At 69.2% G+C, this 14,009-nt stretch carries 10 protein-coding genes, 1 tRNA gene and 1 pseudogene; 6 read left to right on the top strand and 6 right to left on the bottom strand.

All coding sequences use genetic code 11. The annotated features are described in order from the left end of the window. Positions 1–22: 22 nt before the first annotated feature. Entirely contained in the window at positions 23–1,081 is a 1,059-nt protein-coding gene (locus tag IM697_RS29695; protein ID WP_194039166.1) for a sugar phosphate isomerase/epimerase family protein, read from the top strand. 208 nt (positions 1,082–1,289) lie between these two features. Here the strand turns inward: IM697_RS29695 and IM697_RS29690 are convergent. The 5 genes and pseudogenes from IM697_RS29690 to IM697_RS29670 all read right to left on the bottom strand — a co-directional run. Further along, positions 1,290–1,851, bottom strand: a pseudogene (locus IM697_RS29690) (hypothetical protein); the annotation flags it as partial. A gap of 1 nt (position 1,852) precedes the next feature. Beyond that, positions 1,853–3,241 (bottom strand): OFA family MFS transporter, encoded by a 1,389-nt coding sequence (locus IM697_RS29685; protein WP_194039165.1) that lies wholly within the window; start codon positions 3,239–3,241, stop codon positions 1,853–1,855. Between the two features lie 121 nt (positions 3,242–3,362). Further along, positions 3,363–5,507: an acetate--CoA ligase family protein gene (locus IM697_RS29680; RefSeq protein WP_194049933.1), complete on the bottom strand. Its 2,145-nt coding sequence runs from the start codon at positions 5,505–5,507 to the stop codon at positions 3,363–3,365. A gap of 4 nt (positions 5,508–5,511) precedes the next feature. Beyond that, a complete protein-coding gene (gene frc, locus IM697_RS29675) occupies positions 5,512–6,762 on the bottom strand; it encodes a formyl-CoA transferase (protein WP_194039164.1) in 1,251 nt (416 codons plus the stop codon). A gap of 10 nt (positions 6,763–6,772) precedes the next feature. Further along, positions 6,773–8,455, bottom strand: coding sequence for a thiamine pyrophosphate-binding protein (locus IM697_RS29670; protein WP_194039163.1), 1,683 nt, complete (start codon positions 8,453–8,455; stop codon positions 6,773–6,775). Positions 8,456–8,599: 144 nt separating this feature from the next. Between IM697_RS29670 and sucC the strand changes: the two genes are divergently transcribed. From sucC to IM697_RS29650, 4 genes are all read left to right on the top strand, one after another. Continuing rightward, on the top strand, positions 8,600–9,733 hold the full coding sequence (sucC, locus tag IM697_RS29665; RefSeq protein ID WP_194039162.1) for an ADP-forming succinate--CoA ligase subunit beta: 1,134 nt from the start codon (positions 8,600–8,602) through the stop codon (positions 9,731–9,733). 14 nt (positions 9,734–9,747) lie between these two features. Beyond that, complete coding sequence (sucD, locus tag IM697_RS29660) at positions 9,748–10,632, top strand: succinate--CoA ligase subunit alpha (RefSeq protein WP_194039161.1); 885 nt, start codon at positions 9,748–9,750, stop codon at positions 10,630–10,632. 108 nt (positions 10,633–10,740) lie between these two features. Continuing rightward, entirely contained in the window at positions 10,741–12,282 is a 1,542-nt protein-coding gene (locus IM697_RS29655) for an aldehyde dehydrogenase family protein (RefSeq protein WP_194039160.1), read from the top strand. 226 nt (positions 12,283–12,508) lie between these two features. Then, a tRNA-Leu gene (locus IM697_RS29650) sits at positions 12,509–12,593 on the top strand. A 196-nt stretch (positions 12,594–12,789) separates the two neighbouring features. Here the strand turns inward: IM697_RS29650 and IM697_RS29645 are convergent. Beyond that, complete coding sequence (locus IM697_RS29645) at positions 12,790–12,939, bottom strand: hypothetical protein (protein WP_194039159.1); 150 nt, start codon at positions 12,937–12,939, stop codon at positions 12,790–12,792. Between the two features lie 855 nt (positions 12,940–13,794). Between IM697_RS29645 and IM697_RS45585 the strand changes: the two genes are divergently transcribed. Next, entirely contained in the window at positions 13,795–13,947 is a 153-nt protein-coding gene (locus IM697_RS45585) for an acyl carrier protein (protein ID WP_265582679.1), read from the top strand. The last annotated feature ends 62 nt before the right edge of the window (positions 13,948–14,009 follow it).

The following is a 14,009-nucleotide window of genomic DNA, read 5'->3' as shown; positions in this document are numbered from 1 at the left end:
TCGATCACAGGGAGTTCCAGGCATGAGCCGCTTTTCCCCGACGGATCCCGAACTCACCCACCGCCTCACCAGACGAGGCATGCTCGGTGTGGCCGCGGGCACCACGGCCGCCGCCCTGCTGGGCGCCGCCGCGGCCCCCGCGACCGCCGCCCCCGGCACCGCGCCCGCCCCGGACACGGCCTCCCGCGGGCACGGCCGCGGCCGTCCCGTCCTGCCGCCCGGCCGCCTCGGCATCCAGCTCTACAGCCTGCGCGACAAGGTCTCCACGCTCGGCTTCGCCCCCGTCTTCGCCGAACTGGCGAAGTGCGGCTACGACGAGGTGGAGTTCGCCGGATACACCCAGGGCTCGGCCGGCCCGATCACCCTCGCCCAGCTCAAGCGGCTGGCCAGGAATTATGGTCTGAACCCGATCGGCAGCCACGTCGGCTACTACTCCAACGACCCGGGCGCCTACACCTTCGCCCAGAACCTCACCAAGGTCCTGGACGACGCCGAGGCCCTCGGCCTGAAGCACATAGGCACCGCGTCCGGGCCGTTCCGGTACGGCTCCACCGTCGACGCCTGGAAGCGCGCCGCCGAGGAGTTCAACACCTACGGCGCCGCGGCGAAGGCGCGCGGCATGAAGTTCTACCAGCACAACCACTCCGAGGAGTTCTCCTTCGCCACCGACAACCCCAAGGTCCGCCTCTACGACGTGCTGCTCGCCGAGACCGACCCCGACCTCGTCTACCTGGAGATGGACATCTTCTGGGCGTACTCCGGCCAGTTCCGCTTCTCGAAGCGGCCGGACGGCTCACCCGCCCCCTTCGAACCCCTGGACTACGTGCTGAAGCAGCCCCACCGCTACCCGCTGTTCCATGTCAAGGACGGCGTGAGCGACCCGGCCAACCAGTACGGCTACCAGATGGTCGACGTCGGCGACGGTGACATCGACTACAAGCGGTTCATCTCCGCGGTGACGAGACTGCGGGGCCGGCGATTCGCCCACCACTGGCAGGCGGAGCACGACAACCCGACCGAGTCCTTCACGTTCGCCCGGCGTTCCAGCGAGCATCTGCACTCGCTGCGGGAGAAGTGCTGACGGCCGTACTGACCTGAGGAGGCCCTCCCCGGGGTGGGGAGGGCCTCCTCAGGTTCGCGATCGTTCAACCCGCTGGATGCGGCGCCGCCGCCCGCCCCGGCTGCCGCAGCAGCAGCGCGATCGCCGCCGCCACCAGCGACACGCCGCCGGCCAGCGCGCAGGCGCCGTCGTAGCCCCAGGCCGCGACGACCATGGAGCCCAGGCCGCCGCCGAAGATCGACACCCCTGCGGTCAGTACGACGGACAGCCACATCAGCGGCAGCATGCCCGGCCCGCGTAGGTCAGCGGATCGACGTCCGCGGGCCACCAGTTCTTCGGCGGGTCCTTGAAGAAGAACGCGCATCCGAGGACGACGATCATGATGTAGCGGCGGCCGACCATGTTGATGGCAGACACATGCCCGAGCCCAGGTACCTGGCCCTGCGGGCCGTCAGGATGGCCTTCTCCCGCAGCCGGCCCGCCGGGAAGGCGACACCGGCCTGGAAGAACACCCAGACGCTGAGGATCCAGAAGGTGTTGCTCTGCGTCCAGCCGTGCGCGTGGGACAGGGTGTCCGGCGCGGAGCCGTACGCGTATGCGAAGACGCTGATGGCCATCATGGCGATCCACGGGAGATACACCATGAACGTGCGGGAGTGGCCGAGGATGTCCCGGTCGGTCTCGCCGACACGGTAGACGCGCCCGCGCGCGTCGGTCACCTCACGGTAGGGACGGTGTGCGGCGTCGGGTGGGACGGACGAGCTGTCTGCTGCGCATGGATCTGCCGTCATATCAGGACATGTCCTCGCCGAGCGGTTGCGGGTTGGGAGCGATACGGCGCGTTTCCTTGTCGCGTCCCGGTGGGCTGAGGAACAGCGCCATGCAGCCGGCGAAGAGCGAGATGGAGCCCGCCAGGATGAACGCGCCGGAGTGTCCCCAGGCGCCGACGACCACGGCACCCATGCCGGCGCCCAGACCGGAGACCAGCTTGGCGCTGTAGACCATGCCGTAGTTGGACGCGTTGTTGTTCTCACCGAAGTAGTCGGCGGTGAGCGCGGCGAACATCGGGAAGATGGCGCCGCCGCCGAAGCCGGAGACCGAGGAGAAGACCAGGAACAGCGGAAGGTTCTTGGCCTCGGCCGACCAGAGGATGCCGTACTGGGAGAGGCCCAGGACGAGGCATACGAAGAGCAGGCACCGCTTGCGGCCGTACAGGTCGGAGAGCCAGCCGATGACACCGCGGCCGGTGCCGTTGACGATCGCCTTCAGGGACATGGCCGTGGCCACGATCCCGCCCGCGAATCCGGCCTCCTCGCCGATGTCCACCTGGAAGGCGATACCGAAGATGTTCACGCCGGACGTGCACGCCAGACAGAACCACATCAGGGCCACCCGGCCGGTCTTCCACGCCTCCTTGGGGGAGTACTGGTGGACCGCGGGCGGGTTCATCCGCAGCGAGCGGGCCGCGCGCGGGTCCTTCGGCGGGTTGAGCGGGTCGATCGCGGCGGGCCACCAGTTCTTCGGCGGGTCCCTGAAGAAGAAGCCGGAGAACGCGACGATCCCGGCCAGGAACACGCCCACCGAGACCAGCACCCAGCGGAAGTTGGTCAGGTCCATGTAGCCGTTGAAGATGAAGACGAAGGGCACCGAGCCGTAGGCGAAACCGCCGTTGACGAAGCCGGTCTTGCCGCCCTTGCGCTCGGGATACCACTTGCCCACCATGTTGACGCAGGTGGCGTACACCATGCCCGCGCCCATGCCGCTGAAGACGCTGAAGCCGATGTAGGCGACGACGACGTGCGGTGCGAAGGCCAGCGACAGATAGCCCAGCAGGGTGCCCGTCGCGCCGAACATCATCGCCCAGCGGGCCGGCAGCTTGCCGCTCTCACGCAGTTTTCCCGCGGGGAAGGCCACCGCGGCCTGGAAGAAGACCCACACGGTCATCATCCAGAAGATGTGCATGCTGTTCCAGTGATGCGCCGTGTGCAGGGTGTCCTCGGCGGACGCGAACGCGTACTCGGCGGAGGAGATGCCCATCATGCCGACCCAGGGCAGGATCACCATCCACTTGCGCTTGCGGCCCATGATGTCGATGTCGGACTCGCCGATGCGGTAGACGCGTCCGTTCTTGTCGGTCACCTCCCGGTAGGTGGCGACCCTTGTAACGTCGGTGGTTGTCACGTTAGTTGCACCCCTTGCGTCGAAAGTTCTGGCCAGCGCCCCCTGTCCATTGCCTTTCGTGCGCGCGCGGGTCCCGGGGCCGGCCGACGCGCACCGTCGGCCGGCCCCCCGCTGCCTCACCTCATGAACCGCCCCCCAGGAGTCCGGCCGCCCGCGCCCACCGGTACTTGGCGCCCAGCACGGCCACCGGCTTCTCGGTCGTGTACGGGTACGCCACGACCCCCCGCTCGTACAGGTACTGGCAGGCCTCCTCGACCTCGACATCACCCGCGAGCGAGGCGACGACGGGCTTCTGCACGCCGCGCTCCCGGAATTCGGCCACCACGCGCGCGGTGAGCTCCGCGAAGACCATCGGGGGAGTGACGATCGTGTGCCAGTAGCCCAGGACCAGCGCGTGGATGCGCGGATCCTCCAGACCGAGCCGGATCGTCGCCTCGTACGTCGACGGCGGCTCGCCGCCCGTGATGTCGACCGGGTTGCCCGCCGCCCCGAAGGGCGGGATGAACTTCCGGAACGCCTCGTCCAGGTCCGGCGGGATCTCCATCAGGGACAGGCCGTTGTCGGTCACCGCGTCCGACAGCAGCACCCCGCTGCCGCCGGCGCCGGTGATGATCACGACGTTGTCGCCCTTGGGAGCGGGAAGCACCGGCAACGCGCGCGCGTACTCCAGCATCTCGTTCAGCCCCGGCGCCCGGATGACACCGGCCTGCCGGAGGATGTCGTCGTACACGGCGTCGTCGCCGGCGAGGGCTCCGGTGTGCGAGCCGGCCGCCTTGGCGCCCGCCGCCGTGCGGCCCGCCTTGAGGACGACGACCGGCTTCTTCGGTACGGTCGCGCGCGCGGCCTCGACGAAGGCACGCCCGTCCTTGAGGTCCTCCAGGTGCATCGCGATGCACTCGGTGTGCGGGTCCTCGCCGAACCAGGTCAGCAGATCGTCCTCGTCCAGGTCCGACTTGTTGCCGAGGCCGACGATCGCCGACACACCCGTCTTCGTGGTCCGCGCGAAGCCCAGGATGGCCATCCCGATGCCGCCGGACTGCGAGGTCAGGGCCACCCCGCCCTTGACGTCGTACGGCGTGCAGAACGTGGCGCACAGGTCCTGCCACGTCGAGTAGTAGCCGTAGATGTTAGGGCCCAGCAGCCGGACGCCGTGCCGCTCGGCGATGGCGACGATCTCCGCCTGGAGTTCGTGCTCACCGGTCTCCGCGAACCCGGAGGGGATCAGCACGGCGTTCGGGATCCCCTTGCGTCCCACCTCCTCCAGGGCCGAGGCCACGAACTTGGCGGGGATAGCGAAGACCGCCACATCCACCTCACCGGGAACGTCCGTGACACTCTTGTACGCCTTGCGGCCCAGAATGTCATCGGCCTTGGGGTTCACCGGGTGGATGTCCCCGGCGAAGCCGCCGTCGATGAGGTTGCGCATGACCGAGTTGCCGATCTTGCCCTGCTCGTTGGACGCGCCGATGACGGCGACCGACGACGGCTGCATCAGTCGGCGCATGGAGGTGAGGATCTCCTCGCGCGTGTAGCGGCGGCGCGGCTTCACGGGCGTCTCGGAGAGGATCACGCGGATGTCGGCCGCGACCGCGCCGTCCGCGGTGGCGATCACCGGGTTGAGGTCGACCTCGGCGATCTGCGGGAAGTCCGCGACCAGCTGCGACACCCGGCGGATCTGCTCGGCGACCGCCCACCGGTCCACCGCCGCCTGGCCGCGCACCCCGCGCAGGATCTCCGCCGACCGGATCGAGTCCAGCATGGACAGCGCCTCGTCAGCGGTCACGGGTGCGAGCCGGAAGGTGACGTCCTTGAGGACCTCGACCAGGACCCCGCCGAGGCCGAAGGCGACGACCTTGCCGAACGTCGGATCGGTGACCGCGCCGACGATGACCTCCTGCCCCTGCGGCAGCAGCTCCTGCACCTGCACGCCCTCGATGCGGGCATCCGCGTTGTAGGTGCGCGCGTTGTCGATGATCTTGTGGAAGGCGGCCCGTACGTCCGTCGCCCCCTCGACACCGACGATCACGCCGCCCGCGTCGGTCTTGTGCAGGATGTCCGGCGAGACGATCTTCATCACCACGGGCCCGCCGAAGCGCGCCGCGTAGGCCACCGCCTCGTCGACGTCCGTGGCGAGCTCCTCGCCCGGTACGGCGATCCCGTACGCGTCGGCGATCACCTTGCCCTCGGGTGCGGTCAGCGCCGTACGGCCCTCGGCCCGCACGGAGTCGAGGAGCGTGCGCACCCTCAGGACCCGGTCTTCGGCCATCACGTCAGATCACTCCGTTCGACTTGAGCAGGCGCACTTCCTCGTCGCCGAGGCCGAGCTCGCCGATGTAGACCTCTTCGTTGTGCTGGCCGAGCAGCGGCGAACTGGACACCTCGACGGGGGAGTCGGAGAGCTTGAGCGGGCTGCCGACGGTCATGAACTCGCCCCGCTCGGGGTGCGGCACGGTGACGACCATCTCGTTGGCGACCAGCGAGGAGTCCTCGATGATCTCCTTGGTGGACAGGATCGGCCCGCACGGGATGTTGTGGGCGTTGAGCTTCTCCAGCACCTCCCACTTGGGCAGGGTCGAGGACCACTCCTCGATCAGCTGGAACATCTTGTTGAGCTTGGGCAGCCGGGCCTCCGGCGTCGCCCACTCGGGGTCGTCGGCGAGTTCGGGCCGGCCGATGAGCTCGCTGATCGGCTGCCAGCCGACGGGCTGCACGATGACGTACACGTAGTCGTTGGGCCCGCCCGGCGCGCACTTGACCGCCCAGCCGGGCTGACCGCCGCCGGACGCGTTTCCCGAGCGGGGAACTTCGGTGCCGAAGTCCTCGTTGGGATATTCAGCGAGCGGCCCGTGTGCCAGGCGTTGCTGGTCCCTCAGCTTCACCCGGCACAGGTTGAGTACAGCGTGCTGCATGGCCACGTTGACCCGCTGCCCACGCCCGGTGTTCTCGCGCTGGAACAGCGCCGCGAGAATCCCCGCGACGGCGTGCACACCCGTCCCCGAGTCCCCGATCTGGGCTCCGGTCGCCAGCGGCGGCCCGTCCTCGAAACCGGTGGTCGACATCGACCCGCCCATGGCCTGCGCGACGACCTCGTACGCCTTGAAGTTGGTGTACGGGCCCTCGCCGAACCCCTTGATGGAGGCATAGACGATACGCGGATTGATCTCCTGGATGCGGTCCCAGGTGAAGCCCATGCGGTCGACCGCGCCCGGTCCGAAGTTCTCGACCATGACGTCGGAGCGCCGGATCAGCTCGGTGAGGATCTCCTTGCCGCGCTCGGTCTTGGTGTTGAGGGTGATGCTCCGCTTGTTGCAGTTGAGCATCGTGAAGTAGAGCGAGTCGACGTCCGGGAGGTCGCGCAACTGCTTGCGCGTGATGTCCCCGGACGGCGCCTCCAGCTTGACGACGTCCGCGCCGAGCCAGGCGAGCAGTTGGGTCGCGGAGGGCCCGGACTGGACGTGCGTCATGTCCAGGACGCGGATGCCTTCGAGAGCCTTGGACGGAGTACCCGTCGTGCCGGTCATGCAGGCCACCTCACTTGTACATGGTCTGGTTCATGGTTCCGGGGGCGTACGCGTCCGGGTCGACCCAGACGTTGATCAGCGACGGCTTGCCCGACTCACGGGCGCGCCTGAGTGCCGGGCCGATGTCGGCGGGGTCACGGACCTCCTCGCCGTAACCGCCCAGCATCTGCGCGAACTTGTCGTAGTGGACGTCGCCGAGGGTGTTGCCGACCCGCTCGCGCTCCATGCCGTACTTCTGGGCCTGGCCGTAGCGGATCTGGTTCATGGAGGAGTTGTTGCCGACGATGCCGACGAAGGGGAGGTTGTAGCGGACGAGCGTCTCGAAGTCCCAGCCGGTGAGGGAGAACGCGCCGTCGCCGAAGAGCGCGACGACCTCCTTGTCGGGCCGCGCCTGCTTGGCCGCGAGCACGAACGGCACCCCGACGCCGAGCGTGCCCAGCGGGCCCGGGTCCATCCAGTGGCCCGGCGACTTGGGCTGCACGACCTGGCCGGAGAAGGTGACGATGTCGCCGCCGTCGCCGATGTAGATCGAGTCCTCGGTGAGGAAGTCGTTGATCTCGCTGACCAGCCGGTACGGGTGGATCGGCGAGGCGTCCGACTTGAGGCTCGGCAGCCGCTTCTCGATGGCGGTCTGCTCGGCCGCGCGCAACTCGTCGAGCCACTCCTTGCGCTTCGACGCGCCGCCGTTCACACGCCCGGAGGCCGCCTCGGTCACCGACTTCAGCACCAGCCCGGCGTCGCCCACGATCCCGAGGTCGATGTCGCGGTTCTTGCCGACGGTGCGGTAGTCGAGGTCGATCTGCACGACGGTGGCGTCCGGCGACAGCCGCTTGCCGTAGCCCATGCGGAAGTCGAAGGGCGTGCCGACGATGACGATGACATCGGCGCCTGAGAAGGCGTACCGGCGCGAGAGCTGGAAGTGGTGCGGGTCGCCGGGCGCCAGGGTGCCGCGGCCGGCGCCGTTCATGTAGGCGGGGATGTTGAGGGTGCGCACCAGCTCGATGGCCGCCTCGGTGCCGCGTGTCGTCCACACCTGGCTGCCGAGCAGGATGGCCGGCTTCTCGGCGTGGACCAGCAGGTCGGCCAGCTTCTCGATGGCCTCGGGGTCACCGGCCGAGCGGGTGGAGGCGCGGTAGGCGCCCTGCTTCGGCACGCGCGCCTTGGCGGCGGGCACCTTGGCGTCGAGGACGTCGCGCGGGATCTCCAGGAAGGAGGGCCCGGGCGCGCCGTGGTAGCACTCACGGAACGCCATGGACACCATGTCCGCCGCGCGCGCCGTGTCCGGCACGGCCGCCGCGAACTTGGTGATCGGCGTCATCATGTCGACGTGCGGCAGGTCCTGCAGGGACCCCATCTTGTGCTGGGTGAGGGCGCCCTGGCCGCCGATGAGCAGCATCGGTGACTCGGCGCGGAAGGCGTTGGCGACGCCGGTGACGGCGTCGGTGGTGCCGGGGCCGGCGGTGACGACCGCGCAGCCGGGCTTGCCGGTGATGCGTGCGTAGCCGTCGGCGGCGTGGGCGGCGACCTGCTCGTGACGGACGTCGACGACCTCGATGCCCTCGTCGACGCAGCCGTCGTAGATGTCGATGATGTGGCCGCCGCACAACGTGTAGATGCGGTCGACCCCCTCGGCCTTCAGCGCCTTGGCAACGAGATGACCACCGGAAATGACGTCCTGGGTGTCGTCGGGCATGGCGAAGTCCTGTCCCTTCGTAGGGGGTGGAACGGCTCTCGCGGTACATTGCATACAGTCGACGAATACTGTATGAACCTTGTTATCCCGCATCCGGTGGGTGGTGTCCAGGGGGCGTGCGGCACTTTTGAGTCAGGAGCCGGAATGGACCTGTACGAACACCAGGCAAGGGAACTCTTCGAGGAACACGGCATCTTGGTGCCACGGGCAGAGGTGACGGACTCACCCAAGGAAGCCCGCGAGATCGCACGCCGACTCGGCGGCCGAGTAGTGGTCAAGGCGCAGGTGAAGACCGGCGGCCGCGGCAAGGCGGGCGGCGTGAAGCTCGCCGCGGACCCGGCAGCCGCAGAGATCACGGCACGCCAGATCCTCGGCATGGACATCAAGGGCCACACGGTCGGCAAGGTGATGATGGCCCAGCCCGTGGACATCGAGACCGAGTTCTACGTGTCCTATGTACTCGACCGCGCGGCGGGCGGTTTCCTCGCGATCGCCTCCGCCGAGGGCGGTATGGAGATCGAGGAGGTCGCCGCCGAGCGGCCCGAGGCCGTCGCGCGCATCCCGATCGACCCGGCCGAGGGCGTCACGTCCGCGAAGGCGGGCGAGATCGCCGAGGCGGCCGGACTGCCGCCGCAGACCGTCGACGTCCTCGTACGACTGTGGGAGGTGCTGGTCCGCGAGGACGCCCTCCTCGTCGAGGTGAACCCGCTCGTGCGCACCCGGCAGGGCCCAATCCTCGCCCTCGACGGCAAGGTCACCCTCGACGACAACGCCCGCTTCCGGCAGGCACGCTGGGGCGCCGACGACGTGGAGCACGACGACGCCCTGGAGGCGGCAGCCGCGGCCAAGGGCCTCAACTACGTCAAGCTCGACGGCGAGGTCGGCATCATCGGCAACGGCGCCGGGCTCGTCATGTCCACCCTCGACGTGGTCGCGGGCTGCGGCGCCCGCCCCGCCAACTTCCTCGACATCGGCGGCGGCGCATCGGCCCAGATCATGGCCGACGGTCTCTCCGTCATCCTCTCCGACCCGGCCGTGAAGTCGGTCTTCGTCAACGTCTTCGGCGGGATCACCGCATGCGACGCGGTCGCCGACGGCATCGTGCAGGCCCTGGACAGCGTCCAGTTGACCAAGCCGCTCGTCGTACGCCTCGACGGCAACAACGCCGCCCGCGGCCGCGCCATCCTCGACGACCGCGCCCACCCCCTGGTCCAGCAGGCCACCACCATGGACGGCGCCGCTCTGCGTGCCGCCCAACTCGCCGCCGCAGCAGCCTGAGGAGACACGACGACATGGCCATCTACCTCACCAAGGAGAGCAAGGTCCTCGTCCAGGGCATGACCGGCGGCGAGGGCATGAAGCACACCCGGCGCATGTTGGCCGCCGGCACGAACGTCGTCGGCGGCGTCAACCCGCGCAAGGCGGGCCGTACCGTCGACTTCGATGACCGAGCGGTCCCCGTCTTCGGCTCGGTCGCCGACGGCATGCGCGCGACCGGCGCCGACGTGACCGTGGTCTTCGTGCCGCCCGCCTTCGCCAAGGCGGCCGTCGTCGAGGCCGCCGACGCCGGTATCGGACTCGCCGTCGTGATCACGGAGGGCATCCCGGTCCACGACTCCGTCGCCTTCACCACGTACGCGAAGGCGCGCGGCACCCGCGTCATCGGCCCCAACTGCCCCGGCCTGATCACCCCCGGCCAGTCCAACGCGGGCATCATCCCGCCCGACATCACCAAGCCCGGCCGCATCGGCCTGGTCTCCAAGTCCGGCACGCTCACCTACCAGCTCATGTACGAGCTGCGTGACATCGGCTTCTCCACCTGCGTCGGCATCGGCGGCGACCCCGTCGTCGGCACGACCCACATCGACTGCCTGGCCGCCTTCCAGGACGACCCCGACACCGAACTGATCGTCCTCATCGGGGAGATCGGCGGCGACGCGGAGGAACGCGCGGCCGCGTACATCCGCGACCACGTCACCAAGCCGGTCGTCGGCTACGTCGCCGGCTTCACCGCACCCGAGGGCAAGACCATGGGGCACGCCGGCGCGATCGTGTCCGGATCGTCCGGTACGGCCGCGGCGAAGAAGGAGGCGCTCGAAGCGGTGGGCGTCGGGGTCGGGAGCACGCCCACCGAAACCGCGCGCCTGGTGCTGGACCACCTCGACTCGGAGGCATGACGTCACCCAACGTCCGAGCGAAGTCACTCTCAGGCATACCGGCGCCTCGCTCGCCCCGCCGTAGCCATCATCAACCGCCCCCGACTGTGCACCGAGAGCGGAGACCCCATGGCCACCACCCTCACCCTCAAAGCAGGCACCTCCTGGGCCGACGCCTGGCAGCGCTGCCTCACCGTCGCCCCGGAGGCATTCCGGGACGACCGAGTCCTCAACCTCTGGAACTCCACCTGGCAGGCGGACGGCCGCGCCCTGCCCGCCATGAGCCCGGTCGACGGCAGCCCGATCGCCGGCCCGCCGCGCCTGGACCGGGCCGCCGCCCACCAGGCCGTACGCGCCTCACTCGACCAGCACCGCGCATGGCGGCACATCCCGCTGGACGAACGCCGGGCACGCGTCGCGGCCACCCTCGACGCCCTGACCCAGCACCGGGAGCTGCTCGCCCTGCTCCTCGTCTGGGAGATCGGCAAACCCTGGCGGCTCGCGCAGGCGGACGTCGACCGGGCCATCGACGGCGTGCGCTGGTACGTCGACGGCATCGAGCCGATGGTCGCCGGGCGGGCCCCGCTGAACGGCCCGGTTTCCAACATCGCGAGCTGGAACTACCCGATGAGCGTGCTCGTTCACGCAGTGTTGGTACAAGCACTGGCGGGCAACGCGGTCATCGCCAAGACCCCGACCGACGGCGGTGTCGCCTGTCTGACCCTGGCCTGCGCGCTCGCCGCCCGCGAGGGGATCCCCGTCACCCTCGTCAGCGGCAGCGGAGGCGAGCTGTCCCAGGCGCTGGTGCGGGCGCCCGAGATCGGCTGCGTCTCCTTCGTCGGCGGCCGCGACACCGGCGCCGCGGTGGCCACGGCCGTCGCCGACCTCGGCAAACGACATGTACTCGAACAGGAGGGACTGAACACCTGGGGCATCTGGAACTACACGGACTGGGACGCGCTCACGGCGGTCGTCCCCAAGCTCTTCGACTACGGCAAACAGCGCTGCACGGCGTACCCGCGCTTCGTCGTCCAGCGTGAGCTGTTCGACGAGTTCCTCGCGGCGTACCTCCCGGCGGTGCGCACGCTCAGGGTCGGCCACCCCCTGGCCGTCGAGGAGCGGGACGACCCCCATCCACGGCTGGACTTCGGGCCGGTGATCAACGCGGCCAAGGCCAAGGAGCTGGAGGACCAGGTCGCCGAGGCGATCGACCGCGGTGCCGTCCCACTGCACCGGGGCAGGCTGTGCGACGCGCGCTTCCTGCCCGGCCAGGACACCTCGGCGTACGTCCAGCCGGTCACGCTGCTCAACCCGCCCCCGTCCTCCCCCCTCCACCACGCGGAACCGTTCGGCCCGGTCGACACCATCGTCCTGGTCGACACCGAGGCCGAGCTGCTGGCGGCGATGAACGCCTCCAACGGCGCGCTGGTCGCCACGCTGTCCACGGACGACCGGGCGACGTACGACCGCCTGGCCCCGCAGATCCGCGCGTTCAAGGTCGGCCACGGCAAGCCGCGCTCCCGCGGCGACCGCGACGAGCTGTTCGGCGGGTTCGGCGCATCCTGGCGCGGGGCGTTCGTCGGCGGCGAGCTGCTGGTGCGCGCGGTGACACAAGGTCCGGCGGGGGAGCGGCTGCCCGGGAACTTCCCGGACTACCACCTCATGCCGTGACGGAACACCGGTGGCGCCCACGGCACGCGGGCGCCACCGGTACCGGTGCCGCCCTCACCCATGCGTGACCCCGCGGTCACCTGCCGTGAGGCACCTCGGGCCGCCCGGCCGGACGGCTCCCACGGCCGTCCGGCGCACGGATATGCAGGTGAAAGGCACTGCGAAACCTTGGTATTGTTGTCCACGTCGCCGCGGGGAAGACCCCCGGCAAGGCGGCAGACACCTGGTCCGGGTGGCGGAATGGCAGACGCGCTAGCTTGAGGTGCTAGTGCCCTTTATCGGGCGTGGGGGTTCAAGTCCCCCCTCGGACACAAATACAAATACAGGGCTTCGCAGCTGCGCAATGTCTCGTTGATCCACTGAGTGACGGGGGCTGCTTGGTGCGGGCGGGTCGTCGCTCGCAGTCCTTGATCGCCTGGCGTGCTTCAGCGTGCTCGGGCGTGTGAGTTTGTGCGGTGCTTGCGGCGGCTCAGGTGGACCGGCCATGATGCCGTTGCGAGGCGGCCGTCAAGCGGTCTCCTCCACCGTGAACGTCATCCCGGCCGCTTCCCGGAGCCGGTTCACCAGCTCCTCGCCCAGCAGCGCACCTGGACTCCACATCCCGCCCGGTGCGTCGGGCGCCTTCCACAGCAGGCAGTCCGCGGCACAGAGCGCCATGCGGGCAGCCGAGGCGTAGCCGACGTCACCCGATCCGGCGACGACGGCGGAGAGCTGCCGCTCGTCGTCGCGGCCGGTGAACCCGATCCGGTACGAGGCCGAGTCGGCGAGGGAGTGCTCGGGCTGTGCGGCCGCCGGGCCGGCGGTGCCGCCGAGGGAGGCGGACTCGTGGAAGCCGAGCTTGTCCCAGTTCGGTGCCCTTGACCAAGCCGGGCGATGGCGCCGACCGGATCCGGGGAGTCCTCGCGTGCCCGGGCGACCGCCTCGACGCTCTCCCGCAGTTCCATGAGCCGGGTGACCGCGGCGAAGACCTCGCGTGTGCTGAGCCCCAACTGGTCGGCGGCGCCTTCCAGTGAATCGATCCAGCCACTTCGGGCCGCCAGGCGGTAGACGTCGCTCACCAGCGTGTCGGTCACCGGACCTCGCCGGTTTCTGAAGTGGCACTGTCGTGATCGAGTTACTTCCCTCATTTGATCGAATACGCCATGCCATCGGTGTAATGTTCGCTGGAACTGCAGAACTTGAGCGTTTCGGTGGCTCGGAGTTCAGAATGCCAGGGGGGTATGAAGCCACTATCGGTCCAGCGATCGGCATGGAAAGCCTTTGCTGCGGGGCCCGGTGGTGAGTTGGTAGCCGCTTGAGGGCGGCTCGTGGTGGGGTTGGCTCCAGGGTGTGGCTGAGAAGTCGCCGCACGGAACCGGCCAACGTACGTATTTCTGTAGCGCGTCTGCGGCCTTATCGCTGCCCAGGGGGACAAGCGTGGCGACTGTAAAGGTACCTGACTCTTTCAAGGGTGTTCTGCTGGTTCACCTTCCTTACGCGGAAGGTGAACTTCTGTCTCTCGGCCTGGATTCCATGGGAGTGGTCCAGCCGCTTGCCGCTCTGGAGGACCACTCCTACGTGGACTTCCCCGACGAGGCCCTCAACGAGGAGACCTTCGCGACGGTCGGGTCGCTCTGGTCCACGGTGGCCGCCCTGGTGGAACCGGTGGAGTCTGGTGAGGCCTGAGCATCCGGCCGCACTCCCACTCCCGTCCTGGCGACGACCTCCGTTCCGCGTCGATCATCTGA

Origin of the sequence: Streptomyces ferrugineus, from assembly GCF_015160855.1 — a bacterium.
Taxonomy (GTDB): domain Bacteria; phylum Actinomycetota; class Actinomycetes; order Streptomycetales; family Streptomycetaceae; genus Streptomyces; species Streptomyces ferrugineus.
Note: the sequence above shows the minus strand (reverse complement) of the source record. Positions and strands in the feature narration are given on the sequence as shown.

What these genes read in the sequence shown, in the direction of transcription:
- IM697_RS29695 (WP_194039166.1), top strand. Translation starts at nt 23, where the DNA reads ATGAGCCGCTTTTCCCCGACGGATCCCGAACTCACCCACCGCCTCACC.
- IM697_RS29680 (WP_194049933.1), bottom strand. Translation starts at nt 5,507, where the DNA reads ATGGCCGAAGACCGGGTCCTGAGGGTGCGCACGCTCCTCGACTCCGTG.
- frc (WP_194039164.1), bottom strand. Translation starts at nt 6,762, where the DNA reads ATGACCGGCACGACGGGTACTCCGTCCAAGGCTCTCGAAGGCATCCGC.
- IM697_RS29670 (WP_194039163.1), bottom strand. Translation starts at nt 8,455, where the DNA reads ATGCCCGACGACACCCAGGACGTCATTTCCGGTGGTCATCTCGTTGCC.
- sucC (WP_194039162.1), top strand. Translation starts at nt 8,600, where the DNA reads ATGGACCTGTACGAACACCAGGCAAGGGAACTCTTCGAGGAACACGGC.
- sucD (WP_194039161.1), top strand. Translation starts at nt 9,748, where the DNA reads ATGGCCATCTACCTCACCAAGGAGAGCAAGGTCCTCGTCCAGGGCATG.
- IM697_RS29655 (WP_194039160.1), top strand. Translation starts at nt 10,741, where the DNA reads ATGGCCACCACCCTCACCCTCAAAGCAGGCACCTCCTGGGCCGACGCC.
- IM697_RS29645 (WP_194039159.1), bottom strand. Translation starts at nt 12,939, where the DNA reads ATGGCGCTCTGTGCCGCGGACTGCCTGCTGTGGAAGGCGCCCGACGCA.
- IM697_RS45585 (WP_265582679.1), top strand. Translation starts at nt 13,795, where the DNA reads ATGGGAGTGGTCCAGCCGCTTGCCGCTCTGGAGGACCACTCCTACGTG.